16 protein-coding genes and 1 pseudogene are annotated in these 18,942 nt (G+C 41.4%); all 17 read right to left on the reverse strand.

Features of this window, described 5'->3' with window-relative positions:
* Nucleotides 1-161: 161 nt before the first annotated feature.
* On the reverse strand, nt 162-3,209 hold the full coding sequence (locus tag LQ50_RS18225) for an efflux RND transporter permease subunit (RefSeq protein WP_034631984.1): 3,048 nt from the start codon (nt 3,207-3,209) through the stop codon (nt 162-164).
* Nucleotides 3,210-3,378: 169 nt separating this feature from the next.
* Complete coding sequence (locus tag LQ50_RS18230; RefSeq protein WP_034631986.1) at nt 3,379-4,377, reverse strand: C-terminal binding protein; 999 nt, start codon at nt 4,375-4,377, stop codon at nt 3,379-3,381.
* 18 nt (nt 4,378-4,395) lie between these two features.
* Nucleotides 4,396-5,292, reverse strand: coding sequence for an AEC family transporter (locus tag LQ50_RS18235; RefSeq protein ID WP_034631987.1), 897 nt, complete (start codon nt 5,290-5,292; stop codon nt 4,396-4,398).
* Nucleotides 5,293-5,327: 35 nt separating this feature from the next.
* Nucleotides 5,328-6,476 (reverse strand): galactonate dehydratase, encoded by a 1,149-nt coding sequence (gene dgoD / locus LQ50_RS18240; protein WP_034631988.1) that lies wholly within the window; start codon nt 6,474-6,476, stop codon nt 5,328-5,330.
* A gap of 11 nt (nt 6,477-6,487) precedes the next feature.
* Entirely contained in the window at nt 6,488-7,129 is a 642-nt protein-coding gene (locus LQ50_RS18245) for a bifunctional 4-hydroxy-2-oxoglutarate aldolase/2-dehydro-3-deoxy-phosphogluconate aldolase (RefSeq protein WP_034631989.1), read from the reverse strand.
* A gap of 14 nt (nt 7,130-7,143) precedes the next feature.
* A complete protein-coding gene (locus LQ50_RS18250; protein WP_034632021.1) occupies nt 7,144-8,091 on the reverse strand; it encodes a sugar kinase in 948 nt (315 codons plus the stop codon).
* 100 nt (nt 8,092-8,191) lie between these two features.
* Nucleotides 8,192-8,452, reverse strand: coding sequence for an HPr family phosphocarrier protein (locus LQ50_RS18255; RefSeq protein WP_034631990.1), 261 nt, complete (start codon nt 8,450-8,452; stop codon nt 8,192-8,194).
* Between the two features lie 269 nt (nt 8,453-8,721).
* Nucleotides 8,722-9,993, reverse strand: coding sequence for a TRAP transporter large permease (locus tag LQ50_RS18260; RefSeq protein WP_034631991.1), 1,272 nt, complete (start codon nt 9,991-9,993; stop codon nt 8,722-8,724).
* A gap of 14 nt (nt 9,994-10,007) precedes the next feature.
* The gene (locus LQ50_RS18265; protein ID WP_034631992.1) at nt 10,008-10,556 is read right to left on the reverse strand and encodes a TRAP transporter small permease; all 549 of its coding nucleotides are present in this window, start codon (nt 10,554-10,556) and stop codon (nt 10,008-10,010) included.
* Nucleotides 10,557-10,735: 179 nt separating this feature from the next.
* Nucleotides 10,736-11,800: a TRAP transporter substrate-binding protein gene (locus tag LQ50_RS18270; RefSeq protein WP_034631993.1), complete on the reverse strand. Its 1,065-nt coding sequence runs from the start codon at nt 11,798-11,800 to the stop codon at nt 10,736-10,738.
* A gap of 543 nt (nt 11,801-12,343) precedes the next feature.
* Nucleotides 12,344-12,622 carry a hypothetical protein gene (locus LQ50_RS18275; RefSeq protein ID WP_052144848.1) on the reverse strand — a complete coding sequence of 93 codons (279 nt, stop codon included), beginning with the start codon at nt 12,620-12,622 and terminating at the stop codon, nt 12,344-12,346.
* 312 nt (nt 12,623-12,934) lie between these two features.
* Entirely contained in the window at nt 12,935-14,731 is a 1,797-nt protein-coding gene (locus LQ50_RS18280) for a putative bifunctional diguanylate cyclase/phosphodiesterase (protein ID WP_084138930.1), read from the reverse strand.
* 103 nt (nt 14,732-14,834) lie between these two features.
* The gene (gene fabZ, locus LQ50_RS18285; protein ID WP_034631994.1) at nt 14,835-15,257 is read right to left on the reverse strand and encodes a 3-hydroxyacyl-ACP dehydratase FabZ; all 423 of its coding nucleotides are present in this window, start codon (nt 15,255-15,257) and stop codon (nt 14,835-14,837) included.
* A gap of 115 nt (nt 15,258-15,372) precedes the next feature.
* A complete protein-coding gene (locus LQ50_RS18290) occupies nt 15,373-16,008 on the reverse strand; it encodes a DNA-directed RNA polymerase subunit beta (protein ID WP_237563748.1) in 636 nt (211 codons plus the stop codon).
* A gap of 57 nt (nt 16,009-16,065) precedes the next feature.
* Nucleotides 16,066-16,908, reverse strand: a complete 843-nt coding sequence (locus LQ50_RS18295; RefSeq protein WP_034631996.1) for a flagellar hook-basal body protein — start codon at nt 16,906-16,908, stop codon at nt 16,066-16,068.
* A 57-nt stretch (nt 16,909-16,965) separates the two neighbouring features.
* Nucleotides 16,966-17,785: pseudogene (locus tag LQ50_RS18300) on the reverse strand (flagellar hook-basal body protein).
* A gap of 20 nt (nt 17,786-17,805) precedes the next feature.
* Nucleotides 17,806-18,828 carry a rod shape-determining protein gene (locus LQ50_RS18305; protein WP_034631997.1) on the reverse strand — a complete coding sequence of 341 codons (1,023 nt, stop codon included), beginning with the start codon at nt 18,826-18,828 and terminating at the stop codon, nt 17,806-17,808.
* Nucleotides 18,829-18,942 lie beyond the last annotated feature (114 nt).

Raw genomic sequence — 18,942 nt, forward strand, 5'->3', positions numbered from 1 at the left:
ATGGTATAGGAAAGTAGGCGGGGTAACCCCCGCCTAAAAGGGGTGTTTGGACAGCAAATTGCTCAGTTTGGACAGCAAATTCCACTTTTTGGACAGAATGCGGCGTAGTTTCGACTGCAACTAGACGACTTTGGACAGAATGCGCCCCAACTCCTTCACCGCTATATCCTTTTGCTGCGAAATCTGACCCCAAGCAAGTATAGAGCTGGGACAATGATTAATGTGAGCACGGTAGAGAAGATGAGTCCAGAGACGATGGCGATGCCAAGTGGCTTAAATAGCGTACTATTGCCAAGAGCAATCGGTAATAGTCCAGCAATTGACGTCATCGTCGTAAGAACAATTGGACGAAAACGCTGTTTCGATGCAACAATCACTGCCTCTTTCGGGTCTGCCCCCTCTTTTCGTCTTTGCTCGATAAATTCAATAAGGACAATGCCATTTCGAACAACAATTCCGGCGAGACTGACCGCTCCCATCATCGACATAAACCCGAGGCCGGTTTGAGTGATAAATAGGCCAAGCAACGCACCGGCAACCGCCAAGTAAACGGTACTCATGATGAGCACAGGAATCGTCAGCGAATAGAACTGAATGGCGATGACAATTAAAATCAAGAAAACAACTACAATGAAAATTTTGCCGATATCAATAAAGACGTCTGTTCTTGCTGAGGTTTCCCCGCCAATGACAAGCGAATACCCGTTATCTGCAACGACTTCTTCTAAGGAGTCACGCGTATCATTTAAAATCTCATCGGTACTGCGCTCTCCTCCTGGGTAAGCGCGAACCGTAATCGTTCTTACCATATTTTGATGAGGAATGCTTGGCGCGGTCGTTGCCTCCTCCATTGATACTAAGTCAGCAACCGAAACCGTGTCTCCTTGTACCGAAGGAAGTGTAAGCTCCGCAAGTACCTCTTGTGAATCAAGTTCCCCTTTGTCAATAATCATCCGCATATCTAGTAGTTCTCCTGGTGTTTGCAGCTGCCCAATTGGGATGCCTTCACCAACTAACCTCAGCGTTTCGGCAAGGTCATTGCTTGATAATCCATGAGATTCGAGTTCGTCACGTTCCGGAACAAATTGCACGGCTGTAAGAGGCACACCTACATCATCATTCACCGTTGTTACACCCTCTGCAGCTGCTAAAATCGTTTTCACCTCAGTAGCCATTTCACCTAGCCGCTCCATAGATTCCCCTCTTATCTCAATCGCAATCGGAGCTCCAACAGGAGGACCAGACTCAATCATGGAGGCTGTAAACGTTTTGTCAGGGAACAACTCTACTAATTTTTCATTCCACGTGTCCACCGTTTCACGTGTGGTTATTTTATCTTTGTTAATAAAAACGAAGAAGTTTGCGACGTGCTCACCTGCCACACCACCACCGCCAGGACCGAATAATCGTGGGACAGTCGTTCCAATATAGGATGTTACGGACTCCACATACTCAATGTTTTCAAGCCAATCCTCTACAACGTTCGCTTGCCGCTCTGTTTCAGCAAGTGACGTGCCCTCTGCAAGCTTCATTTCAAGGAATACTTCTTCACGATCTGTATCCGGGAAAAACTCCAGTGGAATAAACGGAATTAATCCATAAGCTGCCGTTCCTATAAGAAAGCCGATGATCACCGTTAATAGCGGACGTCTCGTTATTCGACGAACCACGTTTTCACTATAAAATGTTGACGAATGATCAAACGCCTTTCCAAGAAAGCCAGCTGATTTCCGTTCTTGCTGACGACCTTTTTTGCTCTCTTTTATTGATCGGAATGTCGGAATCAAAAAGAGTGCGACAAACGTAGAAGCAATCATCGTCGCAATTAAAACAACAGGTAATGGCCGAATAAATGCTCCTGCTTCACCCGGTAGCAATAGCAACGGTAAGAATGTGAAGACAACCGTCAATGTTGATGTAACAACCGAAACAGCAACCTCCTTCGTTCCATTGATCGCCGCATGGAGCGGCTTATCACCTAACTGCAGCCGTCGCTCGATATTTTCGTTGACAACAATCCCATCATCCACCAATATCCCAAGAGCAATAATAATCGCGATCAAAGAGATGAGATTCAAATCGATCCCGACAAACGGATAAACAATCGCACCAAGACTGAGAGACACAGGAATAGCTAATGCCACACTGAGCGCCGTTGACACGTTTAACCCAAGTGAACAAACCAAAAGAACGGATGCAACAGCAATGGCAAAGGAAATAGCTAAATCCTTAAATAATTCTTCAACTAGGTCTGCTTGAGAATAAAGAAGATTCATCTCAACACCAGTCGGAAGATCTTGTTCCATTTCAGTTACAAATTGATCGAGCTCTGATTGAGCTTTCGTTACACTTGCGCCCTCTTTTAAGTAAAACGTGAGCGAAATCGCTTCTTCGCCGTTATAAAATACTTTTTCCGCTGGCGCTTGAAACACTTCATTAATCGAGGCAATGTCCCCAAGTCGAATCACTTCTTCCTGAGAATAGCCAAGCGCTAGAGTCTCTAAATCAGAGAGTGACTCATATGTATCAAGCTCGACTCGATAGTTATACTCGTCTGTTCTCCATTCACCAGGAGGAAGCGTACTGAGTTCGCCATTTAACGCACCGATGAGTTGATTTGTTATGATACCCGCTTCCTGCATCGCTTCATAATCAATTTCTACTAATACTTCCTTATCTAATGCTCCTTGTGCACTAATGGAGATAATGTCCTCTAGTTGAACGATACGTTTGCTCCAACGATCAATGAGGTCATTTACCTCAGTCAGGTTTGTTTCTTCGTTAAACGTTAACTGATACGTAGCAAGACCTTGAATGCTAAGGTTGCTGTTCAAGGTCGGTGTATGAACATCATCTGGAAAATCGCTTGCTGCATTCGTCAACTGTTGCCTTATTTCATTCCAGATGCGATCGGCATCAACTCCACCCTCTAGTTCAATTGTGATTAAGGAGATGTTCGGGTTGGAAACTGAACTCAGAGAGGAGATTTCTTGGATCGGTTCAAGGGCTTCCTCCATTAGATTAGTGACGTTCTGCTCAACTAGCTCAGCAGATGCACCAGGATAGACCGTTGTCACCTGAGCCACGGACGGACTTATTTCGGGTATTTCCCGTTGCGGCAACTGTAAAAAACTCAGTGCCCCGACCAGCATAAACATGACAAAAAAGAGAATCGTAATTTTCCTCTTACGAATAAGCCACGAAATCATTTTCTTTTCCCCCAGTCTAATCGAAACCATTTGTACAAATATTATACAACAGTTTAACAAAATTGTATAAGGTCAGTAAAAATGTCGCCCAAACCAACTCTAAATCACAAAAAAAGAGAAAGCCTATAACGCTCTCCCTTTAAATTATGATAAGTGTTTAGATTAAACCCTATTTTTTGTTACTTAGTTTCACCTTTTCCTTCACATTTGGATTAAATAAGTATGTTGGGTAGTAACCACTTAACACATCGGCAACATTTTGTGCTGTTTTTCTCTTTAGTTCTAATTGCGCTTCCTCTGAGTACCAAGCAACATGCGGATTTAAAATAACGTTATCCATTGTAAGCAATGGATTATCTTTCTCAATTGGTTCTTCTTCAACAACGTCTAGGCCCGCTCCAGCAATTTTCTCTTGTTGCAAAGCAGCAATTAGTGCTTTTTCGTCAATCACTGGTCCTCTAGACGTATTAATAATAAAGGCTTCTTTTTTCATTACATTAAATTGCTCTTCACTAATCATGCCTACTGTACTTTCAATTAATGGAGCATGAACGGAAATGAAATCTGCTTGGGCACAGAGGTCATTCAACTCAAGTAATTCTACATGTAGCTCTTCTGCGACTTCTTTCGGAACAAATGGATCATAGGCAACGACCTTGATTCCAAATGCTTGAGCTTTTTTCGCTAATGCTTGAGGAATTTTTCCAAGACCAATTAACCCAAGTACGGTTCCACGAAGGCGGTAAATCGGTACACTTACTTTAAAGTCCCAATTGTGATTTTTCACCTCTTGGTTTAGTAAAACAACTTTTCTTGCACATGCCATTAATAGTGCGAAAGCATGGTCAGATACTTCATCCATACAATAATCCGTTACATTCCCTACAATAATCCCGTTTTCAGTCGCTGCATCGATATCAATCGTATTAACGCCGACTCCATAACGAGAAATGACCTTTAAGTTAGGTAAACTCTCGATGACCTTTCTCGTAATCGGGGCATATTGATTGATCAGACCATCAGCATCTTTACACAGTTCAATGACTTCTTCTTCCGTTTTGCACTGAACAGGAATAAACTCCACCCCATCCATTTTGCTAAAGACTTCTTCTTCTGGTGCAAGCGACGCATATTCATAATCTGTTACATACACTTTATATTTGCTCATAGTTACACTCCCACTTGTTTATCCTAAAATGGCTAATAATACGGTAATCGTAATAACACTCACTAATGTTGAAATTAATGTAATACTTGAGACTAGCTTTGGTTCTGAGTTAAATTGAACGGCATACATGACAATTGTTGCTGCTGATGGCATTGCCGCTGACACGATCAATACTTTTGCAAGTAAAGGGTCAAAAGGGAACATCAAGATAATGCCAACTGCAATTAGTGGTGAGACGAACAGACGAACAGCAACACCATATGTAATATGGCTCCAATTGAAGTTTCCCCATTCAATTTGGGCTAATTGCATGCCTAAAATAACCATTACAGTCGGCACTGTCGCAACGGCAATAATATCAATTGTCATCAAGAGATTATTAGGAATTTCCCAATTCAATCCCTTTAAAATCAGTGCAAGGATGACCGCGTACGTTGCCGGCATTTCAAAAACAGATTTTAACGCAACACCAATTCCAGCCTTCCCTCTTGCAGCATAATAAACACCAAAGAAATTCATGATAATCGCCTGAAGGACCAGGAAGGAAACGGCATATGCAAACCCTGCATCTCCATAGGCAAATAACACAATCGGAGCCCCATAATTGCCTGAGTTCATAAAGGCCGTTGACAAAATTAAGCCACTTTCTTCTGATTGTGAATAGTTTCTTAGTTTTACATAAATTTTATTAAAAATAATTAAAGCAGCTAACAAAATCACGGCGAAGAGAACCATATATAAATACTGCATGTCTAGCTCCGCCGTATAAAAAGTCTGAAAAACAAGACACGGAGTCATGATGTAGATGGCAACCGTTGAGATTGCCTTTATATCAATCTTCTTCCACTTTTGAACCGCAAACCCAATAAGAAATACTAGTAATACAGGTAATACGACTTCTATAAAAATCATCATCTAACAGGACCACTTTTCTATATAAATCTAACTCCCTACCACTCGGCCACTGTACCGTCCTTATGGCGCCAAACAGGATTTTTCCAATTATGACCAACTTCAGCCATTTTTCTCACGTACTCTTCATTAATGGTAATTCCTAAACCAGGACCTTGTGGAATTTTCACATGTCCATCCTCGTAATCAAACACAGATGGATCTGTTATATAATCCAATAAATCATTGCCTTTATTATAATGAATTCCTAAACTTTGTTCTTGAATATAGGCATTATGTGATGTTGCATCGACTTGTAAGCAAGCAGCAAGCGCAATCGGACCTAATGGACAATGTGGTGCAACGGCAACATCAAATGCTTCTGCCATTGATACGATCTTCTTGCACTCTGTAATGCCTCCAGCATGTGATAAGTCTGGCTGAATAATATCTACATAACCGTCAGCAAGCAATTGTTTGAAATCCCATCTTGAATACATTCTTTCTCCTGTTGCAATGGGGATATGAGTATGATTCGCTATTTCACGTAATGCTTCATTGTTTTCAGAGAGTACGGGCTCTTCAATAAACATAGGACGGAATGGCTCTAATTCCTTAGCCAAAATTTTCGCCATTGGCTTGTGAACACGCCCATGGAAGTCAATTCCGATGCCAATGTATTCACCTGCCGCTTCTCGTACCGCTGCTATTCGTTCGACTACTTGATCAATTTTTTCATACGAATCCACGTACTGAAGCTCTTCTGTTCCGTTCATTTTCACCGCCGTAAACCCTCTATCAGCGACCTCTTTCGCTGCTTGCCCAACATCACTTGGACGGTCGCCTCCAATCCAAGAATAGACCCGAATGGAATCACGGCAAGCTCCTCCCATAAGCTGATAGATAGGTGCGTTGAAGTATTTCCCTTTAATATCCCATAACGCTTGATCGATACCGGCAATGGCACTCATTAAAATCGGACCACCACGGTAAAAACCAGAACGGTAAAGAACATTCCAATGGTCTTCAATACGAAGTGGATCCTTACCAATTAAGTATTCGCTCAGCTCTTCAACGGCAGCTTTGACCGTATGTGCTCTTCCCTCAATCACAGGTTCACCCCAACCGGTGATGCCTTCATCCGTTTCTACTTTTAAGAAGCACCATCTAGGCGGTACGATAAAACACTCTAATTTTGTAATTTTCATTTTCCTGCCTCCTATTTCGTGCGAGCAGATTGAACTGCTTCTACATATTGTTTTGCTTTTGCTGTAAGATCAGCTAGGTACTCGTCATTGATTTCTTTTTTCGTGTCAACAAGAGCACTTCCAAGACCTGCAGCCACCCCTCCTGCTTGAATGTAGTCTTTAATATTGGAAAGGTTAATGCCGCCTGTTGGCATTAGTGGAATTTGCGGAAGAGGCCCATGAACATCTTTTAAGTATGTAGGTCCAAATACGTTTGCTGGGAATACTTTGATCACATCTGACCCATTTTCATACGCCTTTAAAATTTCTGTCGGTGTTAACGCGCCAGCAATACTGATTACTCCGTAACGTTTCGTAAGACGAATCGTGTCGACATCAACCGTTGGCGAGAAGATGAATTTAGCTCCTGCCATAATCGCTGCCCGAGCAGTCTCTGAATCTAATACGGTACCCGCCCCAACAATGACATCATCTAATTGTTGTGACACTTGTGAAATCAACTCGAGTACACGTGGTGTTTCTACGGTAATTTCAAGAGTTTTCACGCCACCTTCACGTAATGCTTTTGCGATGTCTAAAATGTTTTCTGGCTTTGCTCCACGAATAATAGCTACTATTCCATTGTCTTGAATTTCCTGTAATAAATGGTTCATCATATCCTCCTATATTAGCGACTAACGTCATCTGCTGGTTTATTGATAAATCGTTCAATTTCTTGCTTTTCAGGTAATCCTTCTACATCCCCAGTTACGGTTGTTACAATCGCACCAACCGCATTTCCTCTTTGAACAGCCTCATATAGCGAGAGCCCATCGAGCACACCAGACATAAATCCAGCTGCAAAACCATCTCCTGCTCCTACCGGGTCAATGACTTGCTCCACTTTAAAGCCGGGTACGAGCACACTTTCCTCATTCGTGAAATAATAAGCCCCTTCTGCACCGACCTTTAAAATAACTACGCTTGCACCGTGATTCAAAAAACGGTTTCCTAACGTTTCCGGGTCACTCTCTCCAAATAAAAATTCTCCCTCAGCTACTCCAGGCAAAACAATATCGGCTTCTGCGGCAATTTTTAATAAAACGTCACGGGCTTGTTCTTCGCTCCATAACTTTTTCCGCAAATTTGGATCAAAAACAATCTTCAGCCCATGCTCCTTTGCCATTTTGATCGCTTCAAAAATCATGTCACAGCAACTTTCACTAAGCGCAGGTGTGATCCCTGAAATATGTAAATACTTTGCTTTTGCAATATAATCGGCATCCAAATCCTCTTTGCTTAGTTGGCTCGCTGCTGATCCTTTGCGGTAGTATTGAATTCGAATATCAGAAGAATTACGGATTTCTTTAAAGAAGATTCCTGTAGGGGCTGTCGGGTCTATCTTCACTTGACTAACATCTACTCCCTCTCCTCTAATAAAAGAAAGCATCCCTTTGCCTAATTCATCATCACCAATGGCGCTTATCCAGCCGGCTTGATGTCCGAGCCTTGAAAGACCAATGGAAACATTCGATTCTGCTCCGCCAAACGACCTCACGTATTGACTGGCATATCTTAGTTGACCGTTATGAGGCGTAAACAATACCATTGTTTCTCCAATTGTTACTACATCCATTTCTTTTCCTCCAACAATTAAATTAAGAAGAAAAAGGAGACCCTCATCTAATAGGTCGCTATCAAGCACCTTTTTAGTTGTGAGTCTCCCCTTCCTCCTTTTAAGTTAAAAATTCAACTACTTTATTTATAGCCGCTTCACTATCTTCGCCAATGGCTCTTACTGTTATTTTGTCACCGTTGCGCATTTGAAGGGTGATTAGACCCAGGAAGCTTTTCAAGTTGACTTCATGGACCGTACCGCGTACTAGTTTTTTTAAATAAATTTCAGATTGATAAGGTTGAATTAATTCACTTAAGCCAGTAATCGTCTGCTCTTCTGAAATATTTACAACGACCTCTTGCGTATGTTCAGTTGCCATGGCCATTCCTCCTTCTTACCTAGTATGAATCGTTATGCGCTTTTTAATTGACTGTTTTCACATACTTTGTTGATTTTATCGGTTAGGTGGACGTGACGTGCTCGTTCCACCTGAGCTCCAGTCACTCGCACCAGCAAGGAGGTGCCGAGCCTCCTCGGCTGTGGGGTCTCGCCCTACCTCTATATCCCGCAGGAGTCGAGTGACTTCCGCTTCATTCCACTAAGAGAAAAAAACATAATCTAAAGCAGCAATCATTACGAAAAACAGCCTTAATTTAAAAAGAACAATGAAATTTGCGGTACAAACACGACAATTAATAATGTTAGTACCATCGCAAAGAAGAATGGAACAATGGCTTTAGATAGAGTTTCAATTGATAGGCCTGATATTCCAGATCCGACGAACAAGTTAACACCAAGTGGCGGTGTAATGAAGCCAATGGCCAAATTAAGTACCATAATGATCCCAAAATGAATGGGGTCATATCCTAGACTTACCGCAATTGGTAAAAGGATTGGTGTAAGAATAATAATGGCTGCAATGGTATCCATAAAACAACCAACAATTAACAAAAGAAGTGTAATTAATAAAATAATAACAAGTGGATTTTCGGAAATTGCCATCATCGCTTCTGCAACCTGGTATGGAATTTGCTCAATGGTTAACAGTCGACCAAATGCAGTTGCCGAACCAACAATAATTAATACTGTCGCTGTTGTAAGCGCCGCGTCCGTAATCACTCTTGGTAATTGTTTAATTTTAAGTTCTTTATAAAGGAAAAGGCCTGCAACTAAACCATACACAACCGCGATAACAGCAGCTTCTGTCGGAGTGAAAACCCCTCCATAAATCCCACCTAAAATAATAATTGGGATAAGAAGTGCCCACTTAGCTTCCCAAGTTGCTTTGGCGATATTTGCAATGGTTGGCTTTTCCCCTTTTCCTTTGTACCCTTTTTTGCGAGAGTGGAAATACGTATAAATGATTAATGCTAAACCAACTAAAAGTCCTGGAATAATCCCGGCTATGAACATGTCACCAATCGATACACTTCCTACTACGCCGTAAATAACCATCGGAATACTTGGTGGGATGATTACCCCTAAAGAACCCGCTGCTGCGACTACCGCTGTCGCAAACTTTTTATCATATCCTTCACGAACCATTGCTGGAATCATTATCCCACCAATGGCCGCTACCGTTGCCGGACCTGATCCTGAAATAGCCGCAAAGAACATACAAGTGATAATCGTTGCAATTGCAAATCCGCCTGTCTTGTTTCCTACTAAAGAGTTAGCAACTCTAAACAAGCGATCTGAAATTCCACCTTTTCCCATAATCTCACCGGCTAGGATAAAGAATGGTACAGCCATTAACGGGAAGGAATCAAGTGATGTTATTAATTCTCTAGCTAAAAAATCAACCGGTAGTGACCCGGAAAACATGATTGTAATTAATGTAGCAATACCCAATGCTATCCCAATGGGAACACTTAAAAACAGTAAGACTGCAAATGCCCCAAACAAAATGAGTGCCGTCATCTTTGTTGCCTCCTTTAATCAGTTGCTACTTCATCTTTCACTTCATCTTTCACTTTTTCTAGCTCTGTTTTTACTTCCGTATCACCTTTACCTAATAACGCTTTTATATGCTTAATTAGGTTTTGGATTAAGCGAATAGCCGTTAGCGCCATCCCTACAGGTCCTGCCATATAGACAAATCCCATTGGAATTTGAAGGGCTGGTGATTTTTGTCCGAAATTCAACAATTGTTGCGCCATTTGATACCCGTAAAAAACAACAAAGATAGCAAAAGCTAAGAATAATACGTTAGAAATGATATTAAAAACGATTCTTCCTTTATCTTTAAATAACAAAAGTAAAACATCTACTTTAATATGCCTTTGTTTCTTTACCCCGTAACTAATCCCGATGTAAATCATCCAAATAAAACAATAACGCGCTAGTTCCTCTGACCAAGCAAGAGAACTGCCCATTATATATCTCATAAACACTTGAACAAAGATAACGCTAACCATTATAACTGAGAAGAGAACTAAGAAAACTTCCTCAATATGATCATCAAGCCATTTCAATACTTTCATCAATCGTTACCTCGCTTTCTTTCTTATGGTGAAAAAGGAAAACAGAACTATACTCATATTTTTATGACCTACACTTTTGCTTTCCTTTTTAAATTAAGAAAAACTTAGGTCTGTTCTAGCTGCTGTATTTTTTAGTGAAAAAGGGAAACGGCTATGCAGCCGTTTTCCCATTGGTTCAATTACTGCTGTGCAGCTTCAATTGCTTCGTACATTTGATCAACTAAATCTTGACCGATACGCTCTGCATACTGATCAATAACAGGTTGAACGATGTCGACCATTTCTTGACGAGCTTCAGGTGTGATTTCAGTGTAAGTCATACCTTCTTCTTGTAATTCATCAAGATATTGAGCGTTTGCTTCACGGTTCAGTTCACGTTGATATTGTCCAGCTTCTAATGCTGCTTCACTTACAATTTGTTGTTGCTCTTCAGATAGTCCATCAAAGAATGATTTACTCATTAAGAAAACGAACGGGCTATATACATGATTTGTGTTTGATACATGATCTTGTACTTCATGATATCTTTGTAAATAGATGGTTGCGATTGGGTTTTCTTGACCGTCAACTGTTCCTTGCTGCATTGCCGCAAATAGCTCTGTAAATGCCATCGGAGTTGGGTTTGCACCTAATGCACGGAACGCTTCCAAATGAAGATCGTTTTCCATTGTACGAATACGAAGACCATTAAAGTCATCAGCTGAAGCTACAGCACGTTTGCTGTTTGTTAAATCACGGAAGCCATTTTCCCAGTATGCTAACCCAACTAAGTTCTGATCAGGAAGCATATCTAAAAACATTTGTCCAACTTCACCATCTAATACTTCGTCCGCTACTTCTTCACTAGGGAAGAGGAATGGGAAGTCAAAAAGGTTGTATTCAGGTACGAAGTTTGCAATAGGTGCAGTTGAAGGGATAACCACTTCTTGAGAACCTAATTGAAGAGCTTCCGTCATTGTACGGTCATCACCAAGCTGACCACTGTGATACGTTTGTACCTCAATGGCACCATCTGTTCTTTCTTCAACAATCTCTTTAAATTTCAATAACCCTTTATATTGTGGATGTGCGTCATTTAACCCGATACCTGCACGAATTGTTTTTGTTTCCCCTTGCTCAACTGCTTCTTCTCCGCCTGCCTCAGGTGCTGGCTCATCCGTAGCTGTTCCGCCACCGCCACCACACGCTGTTAACATTAGAGCTATTGCAGGTGCAAGAAATAAGGATAATTTGTTCTTTTTCATTTGTAGTACCCCCTATAATGTGTGTGTATTTAATCCCGTAAGATCTAGTCTCTTAAAGGATTTGCCAAGATTGACTATTATATTAGGATTAGTCAAAACTTCAAACCAAATTTCTCGTCCCCCTAATTTTAAGCGCCTTCATAATGGACTCTACTTCCCTTTTTCTCATCTAAACGGCTCCGAGAAAAAAGAAAGCGCTTTCTGTAAGTCCGAAAAGAAAGGTTGCAATAATTAGGCAAAAACTCTTTTGAAAAGTTATTCAACTTTGTTAGCGAATGAATCCCCTTACAAAATGTGAAATTTAATTTCTACTTCATTATAAATCAAAAAAATTATTTTTCAATACAAAACGAAAAAAAATTTTTTTAATTTATCTAACTATCACATTTTATTTCGCAGAAAATTCTAATACTTACACCCTTCTTTTAGCTATTGTTTTCTCAGCTAATGTCCACCAACGCGAGGAGGTACCTATTTCTTCGCAACAAATTATTACGACAAAAAAACCCACCGCCCGTAGGCGATAGGTTTCTATATTTGTTATTAGTTAGTAGCTTCTTCGTCTTCTTCTTCCTCGTCAGCGAACTCGTCACCAGTATCTTCGTCTAATTCAACGTCGATTTCTTCTTCAGTATCAAGCTCTTCATCTTCTAACGCAGGATCCTCTTCTACAGGCTCATCCATTGCTGGATCTTCTACTGCAGGCTCCTCAACAGCTGGATCTTCTTCTAACATTGGATCTTCTTCTGCAGGTGCTCCACAAGCTGCTAGTAAACCAACAGTTAATGCAGCAGCTGCTGTTGTCATTAAAAATTTCTTCATAATCAATTACCCCCAAAATTTATTATATGACTAGCAGATATATCTTTGGCTTGCTGTTAGTCTTTGTGTATCTTAGCAAGATTATTCATGACCGTCTACGAATTGCGTACTTTTTTGGAAATGTCTAACAAGCTTCTCACTTTGTCACATCTTTTCACATAAAAGGCTCAGACCTCTCAGCACGTCAATACGGTACTGAAAAAGTAGGATTTTCACCTTTTTAGTGACGTTCTTTTTTTACAGTAACAATGTAGGGTGGGCATACACAAAGACTAGCCTATTTGTGGTATTAATAGGCTAGTCGTAGTTTCTCTATTTCGAGTAATTTAATTCATGTATAATGGCTTCGCATTCGTGACTTGCTACAGGCTTGCTGAAGAAGTAGCCTTGTGCGTACGTACATCCTTTGTTTTTGATAAGAGTCAGTTGATCTTCTGTTTCGACTCCTTCGCAAATAACCGATACACCTAAGCTTTGGGCCATCGCGATAATGAGCTTAACGATTGCTTTCTTCTCCTTCGTTGATTTTCCTCTAACGAAGGATTGATCAATTTTTAATGTATCAATTGGAAAGAAATTCAGCTGACTTAAGGATGAATAACCGGTACCAAAATCATCTAGTGACACACATACACCTTTTTCTTTTAATGCCATTAACTTTTCCCTGATTTCCTTCAATTGCAAAATGGCCATATTCTCCGTTATTTCAAGGCATAAGAGACTAGGATCGATCTTTGACTCCTCTAAAGCGTTATTTATTATATTTGTAAAATGGCTTTTTTGGAAAAAAGGCTTTGAAATGTTCACCGACACTTTCAATTGGTTGAAGCCTTGCTCATGCCAAAGACTTCCTTGTTTCAATGCTTTTTTCAGCACCCACTCATCAATCTCCGCAAGCATTCCCATTTCCTCTGCAATTGGCAAGAAACCAATTGGCGGCAATAAACCTAGCTTAGGATGGTTCCACCGTACAAGAGCCTCCACGCCATATGGCTTACCCGTTTCTAAGTCCACTTGTACTTGGTAGTAAACTTCAAGCTGTTCATGTTCAAGAGCATCCATCAAGTCTGCTTCAAGTGTGAGTGAATCGACGGACTTATTCTCCATTTCAACCTCATAGAAACAATAGTTGTTACGCCCTTCTCCCTTTTTCATGTACATAGCAGAGTCAGCATTTTTTAACAGGCTGTCGACATCTCGTCCATGTTCAGGGTATAGACTAATTCCCATGCTTAAGGTCAAATGAAACCATTGACCCTCCACTAGTATGGGCATTTGTATCGCTTCAAAGAGGGAATCGATAAGACTATGTAGAAAGACCTCTTCTTTATAAACGACAAAAATCGTGAATTCATCTCCAGCAAAGCGACTGACAAGACCGTTTTTGCCAACTACCTCTTTTAAGCGCTTAGCCACCTCAATAAGAACTTCATCCCCTGCTGGGTGCCCAAATGAATCATTAATTTTTTTGAACCGGTCTAAATCAAGAAAAAGCACAGCGACTTTTTCAGTGTTGCTAGCTGACCCGAGAGCTTTCTCAAGCGATTCCCTAAAGTGAATTCTATTTGGCAGCTGTGTAAGCATATCGTGATAGGCCAAATGCTTCATTGCTTCTTCATTGTCCTTACGAGCCGTCATATCGCGCATAATGCCAATAAAGAACGTCTCTTCGGGATAATCTTGTTTGATTTCAGTTACAGTAATGTAGGACCAAAAGAGCGCCCCACCTTTACGTTTATTGATTAATTCCCCTGTCCAAGAACCCTTTGATCGGATATGACTCCACATCTCATCATAGGTTTTCCGAGGTGTTTTCCCTGATTGGAGAAAGTTTGGATCTTTCCCAATGACTTCATCTGTTGTGTAGCCCGTCATTCGTTCAAAAGCAGGGTTAACAACCAATATTTCACGTTTATGATCGGTAATCATCAAGCCATCATTCATATGGTTGAAGAGTATTTCTATGTTCTTTTGATCTTTTGAGAAACGCTCAATCGCCAGGTTCATTCCCTTTTTCCTCTCTTTCATGGGGGTAATCCATGTTGCTTGTAGAGGCGAATGAAAAAAAGGCTGAGCTTTTTCCGTACACTCTGCGCTACTCTTTTTCATTCGTCTCTAACTACTATTTGAAGCTGAAACTTTAGGTGGAGCCTGCTTTTTTTCCATAACAGGCTATGCGCAGGCTCCTTACTGACCTCTAATCCCTATCTCCTTATTTTACAGCAAACGTAATGTCTGTCTCACAAGCAATCTCCCCATCAACGGTTGCAATCGCATGTCCTTTTCCAATTGGCCCTTTCAAGCGAACAATTTCGACCTCTAGGCGAAGTTGATCACCTGGTTTAACTTGTTTTTTGAAACGACAGTTATCAATTCCAGCAAAAAAGGCAAGCTTGCCACGGTTTGCCTCTGGCTTTAAGATTGCAACAGCCCCTACTTGAGCGAGCGCTTCCACAATTAAAACTCCTGGCATAACCGGATAATCAGGGAAATGTCCGTTAAAAAACTCTTCGTTTGCACTCACATTTTTGATCCCAATTGCTTTTTTCCCATCTTCTACTTCCAGAATACGATCAACTAATAAAAATGGGTAGCGATGCGGTATAATTTCTTTAATTTCTTCAATAGTTAGCAAGAAGCCATCATCCCTTCAATATGTATATGTCTTCAATTATATCATAAGATATTGCTAATGAATAACAGGCCAGGTACCTTCTTCCTCCTAATAAAACAAAAAAATTCGAGGACGTCTAACGTCCTCGAATCATATCAACAATATGGTACCATGTTTCTGGCTTTGTCGCTTCACCAGCGTCTTTACCACCGATGACACTATAGCCAAGAATGACGCCTAAAATTAGACTTCCACCGACTAACAGAATTGCAAGCAAAAGACGAAGCCAAATAGGAATGAGACGAAGACGCTCCTTCTTAGGGCGTTTCTTTCTTCGTGCCTCTCTATTATCTTCCTCATCTTGGTTTTCTTCCTGTGCTTGGAGGGCGAGGGCTTCTGAGTCCACAAGCTCCTCGCCTTCCTTATCCTCAAGAGCTTCTTCATCTAAGAGATCGTCTGTTGACAAGTCCTCATCACCTAATGTTAGCGAGTTCTTATCATCGAGCTTGTTGAGTTCTTCTACTTCATCTAAGAGCTCCGTCTCTGTCATATGCTCAGAGTTTTTGAGCTCTTCATCAAGTAGTTGTTCCTCCTCTAATGAAGAACCTTCAGGAGAGCTCTCACCCGTGTCGTCTACTCCTTCAACCGCATGATCTAACTCATTCTCAGGAGCATCCTCTGTTACATCCGTCTCTGGTGTCTGCAAGTCCTGGTCTTCAGGAAGCTCAGATTCTATTTTTCGGCTTTTGTCATTTGATTGGTTATCAGTCATCGTTTTCTCCTCAAATCTGTTCAGCCGTTCCTGCTGATTTTCTTGCGTCTATTTGTCTTATCGGCGTAGTCCGTTTACTAACCCCGACATTTCATCTGCCATCGAAATAGAGCGCGCGTTGAATTGATAATGACGTTGTGCTTCAATGAGATCGTTCATTTCTTTGCTCAAGTCTACATTGGATCCTTCAAGAAATCCTTGGCTTACCATTTGGCCATTTCCTGCCACATCTTCACGGACATCATTAGCAGCAAGTCCTAGTGCTTGAAGATCTGGAAAGCGGTACATATTGTCGCCAACAGCATCAAGCAGCTGTGGTTTTAATACATTCGTTAAACCAAGTTGTCCGGCGTTTTGTACGGTTCCATCCTGTAATGTCACAAGCAGCTGGCCTTCTCCTGATAAACTAATAGTTTGAAAGTTTCTAGGTAGATTGATGCGATTACCCGCTGCATTTAAAACAAAATCACCGTTTGATGTCACTAGTGCTAACGCTTGGGCATTATCTGGATCTTCCGATAAATAAAACGCTCCATCTCGAGTTAAACGCTCAACCGGCGCACCATTTTCCATCGTTTGAATCCGGAAGAAATGATTTTTTTCTGTTAAAGCAAAATCAAGTTCTCGCTCGGTCTCTAAAAGCGCTCCGGCTTCGGTACGAACGGCCGTTTGAGCAATTTTAGCTCCTGTTCCAACACGTAAGCCATTTGGGGTAAGACGGCCCACTTCCATTTCCGCTCTTGATTGATTGTTCACTTGTTGATGAAGCAAATCAGAAAACGTTGATTCACGGCGCTTATATCCTGTTGTATTTGTGTTTGCAATGTTGTGTGAAATCGTATCAAGCTTTCTTTGAATCTGCCCCATGCTTACGGAAGCAGCAATCATCGATGTGTTCATCGTCATCCCTCTTCTATATATAATACGTGCTCAAACAGGAGCTATAACCGTAATGGTCTAGCCTATTTTCCCTATTTCATTTACTGCCTTATCCATGCTTTGATCATATGCTTGAAGGACTCGTTGGTTCGCTTCAAAGGACCGGTAGGCGTTCATCATCTCCGTCATCGTCTGTTGTGCATCCACATTTGAACGCTCTAGGAAGCCTTGTTGTAGTTGAAAACTAATTTCTCCGTTTCCAATCGCTGTTGGCAATTCACCCTCGCCTTCAAAACGAAGGAGACCATCTCCCTCTTTCACAAGCTGCATTGGGTCTTCTGAATAGACAATATTTAACTGGGCGACTTGTGCTCCAGCTTGATTAAAAACAACACCCGTCTCGTTCACTCGAAATTCCTCGTTGCCAACTTCAATCGGCTCTCCATTTGTATCTAACACATAATGGCCAGCAGGTGACGTTAAGAAGCCTGCTCCATCAACGGTAAAATTGCCATTTCGAGCATAACGAACATCGCCATTTTCATTTTGCATCATGTAAAAAAGAGCACCTGGTCGACCGGACTCTGTCTCAGGCAGGACGCCTTGTAACAAGGCAACATCCGTATTGTTTCCTGTTTCCATCAGATCCCCTTGGCGGAAATTCGGCATGCGTTCCTGTAGGTACACCCCTGTTGTTAACTCACCAATCGTCTGTGCTGGTCCCCTGTGTGCCTTGTGTGTTCATTGCTTTAACAAGCATATTAGGAAACGCCCTAAGTGAGGCTTGATCTGCTTTGAACCCCGGTGTATTCGCATTGGCTAAGTTATTTGTCAACATTTCTTGGCGCTGCTGTTGGGCAATCATCCCTGCTGCAGCCCCGTACATTCCACGAAGCATGCTCGTTCCTCCTGTTACTTTTATCTTAAGCTTGTCCGCTTAAATACGTACTTTTTACTAGACATACGGTCTAGGTTTTCTAAAATAATGCCTGTTCCTTTTGCCACACAATGCATTGGCTCATCTGCTACGAGTACCGGAACCTTGAGCTCCTCTGCAAGCAGTTGGTCGATGCCGTGCAATAAGGCTCCTCCACCTGTTAAAATGACGCCGCGATCAATAATATCGGCTGAAAGCTCTGGAGGTGTTTGTTCTAACACTTGTTTTGAAGCATGGACTATGTATGAAACAGATTCCATTAACGCTTCTTCAATCTCTTTAGAGTGTACCGTAATTGTTCTCGGAAGTCCACTTACCATATCACGTCCGCGAATGTCAATTTCTTCTTGTCGTGCACCTGGAAATACTGTTGCAACTTGGACTTTGATGTTCTCGGCTGTTCGCTCACCAATTAAGAGTTTATACTTCTTCTTTATATATGCCAGAATGTCTGAGTCAAAGCGATCGCCAGCTACTTTTATGGAAGAGGCGGTGACGATATCACCCATAGAAAGAACAGCAACATCTGTTGTTCCACCGCCTATGTCAACGACCATGTTCCCGCTTGGTTGGAAAATATCCATCCCTGCTCCAATTGCGGCAACCTTTGGTTCTTCTTCCAAATACACATTTTTCCCACCGCTTTTCTCTGCTGCTTCACGGATTGCTTTTTGCTCAACTGATGTAATGTTCGTTGGGCAGCAAATCAGAATTCTAGGCTTTGAGAAAAGACTTTTGACGTTAATCTTACTTAAAAAGTGCTTAAGCATGGATTCTGTCATTTCAAAGTTTGCAATGACACCGTCTTTCATTGGGCGTAGGGCAACAATATTTCCTGGTGTACGCCCGACCATGCGGAACGCTTCCTCCCCTACTGCAAGTACTCGATTGGTTGTTGTTTCAACCGCAACCACAGACGGTTCATTTAGGACAATTCCACTACCTTTTACATAAATGAGGACATTTGCAGTACCTAGATCAATTCCAATATCGCGACCAAACATGATTCTTTTTCCTCCCTGTTATCCGATCATAATCGTATTAAGTATTACGATTTACCTAATTTTCTATTTTATCACAGAATGTTCTAACAGGGATCATTTTTTTAAAAAAAGTTA

Source organism: Halalkalibacter okhensis (assembly GCF_000787375.1).
Classification (GTDB): Bacteria; Bacillota; Bacilli; order Bacillales; family Bacillaceae_D; genus Halalkalibacter; species Halalkalibacter okhensis.

Coding starts and splice junctions, on each gene's coding strand:
- LQ50_RS18250 (WP_034632021.1), bottom strand. CDS start 8,091: ATGGATGTAGTAACAATTGGAGAAACAATGGTATTGTTTACGCCTCAT.
- dgoD (WP_034631988.1), bottom strand. CDS start 6,476: ATGAAAATTACAAAATTAGAGTGTTTTATCGTACCGCCTAGATGGTGC.
- LQ50_RS18270 (WP_034631993.1), bottom strand. CDS start 11,800: ATGAAAAAGAACAAATTATCCTTATTTCTTGCACCTGCAATAGCTCTA.
- LQ50_RS18230 (WP_034631986.1), bottom strand. CDS start 4,377: ATGAGCAAATATAAAGTGTATGTAACAGATTATGAATATGCGTCGCTT.
- LQ50_RS18275 (WP_052144848.1), bottom strand. CDS start 12,622: ATGAAGAAATTTTTAATGACAACAGCAGCTGCTGCATTAACTGTTGGT.
- LQ50_RS18290 (WP_237563748.1), bottom strand. CDS start 16,008: ATGACTGATAACCAATCAAATGACAAAAGCCGAAAAATAGAATCTGAG.
- LQ50_RS18280 (WP_084138930.1), bottom strand. CDS start 14,731: ATGAAAAAGAGTAGCGCAGAGTGTACGGAAAAAGCTCAGCCTTTTTTT.
- LQ50_RS18305 (WP_034631997.1), bottom strand. CDS start 18,828: ATGTTTGGTCGCGATATTGGAATTGATCTAGGTACTGCAAATGTCCTC.
- LQ50_RS18235 (WP_034631987.1), bottom strand. CDS start 5,292: ATGATGATTTTTATAGAAGTCGTATTACCTGTATTACTAGTATTTCTT.
- LQ50_RS18245 (WP_034631989.1), bottom strand. CDS start 7,129: ATGAACCATTTATTACAGGAAATTCAAGACAATGGAATAGTAGCTATT.
- LQ50_RS18225 (WP_034631984.1), bottom strand. CDS start 3,209: ATGATTTCGTGGCTTATTCGTAAGAGGAAAATTACGATTCTCTTTTTT.
- LQ50_RS18255 (WP_034631990.1), bottom strand. CDS start 8,452: ATGGCAACTGAACATACGCAAGAGGTCGTTGTAAATATTTCAGAAGAG.
- LQ50_RS18265 (WP_034631992.1), bottom strand. CDS start 10,556: ATGAAAGTATTGAAATGGCTTGATGATCATATTGAGGAAGTTTTCTTA.
- LQ50_RS18295 (WP_034631996.1), bottom strand. CDS start 16,908: ATGAACACATCGATGATTGCTGCTTCCGTAAGCATGGGGCAGATTCAA.
- LQ50_RS18260 (WP_034631991.1), bottom strand. CDS start 9,993: ATGACGGCACTCATTTTGTTTGGGGCATTTGCAGTCTTACTGTTTTTA.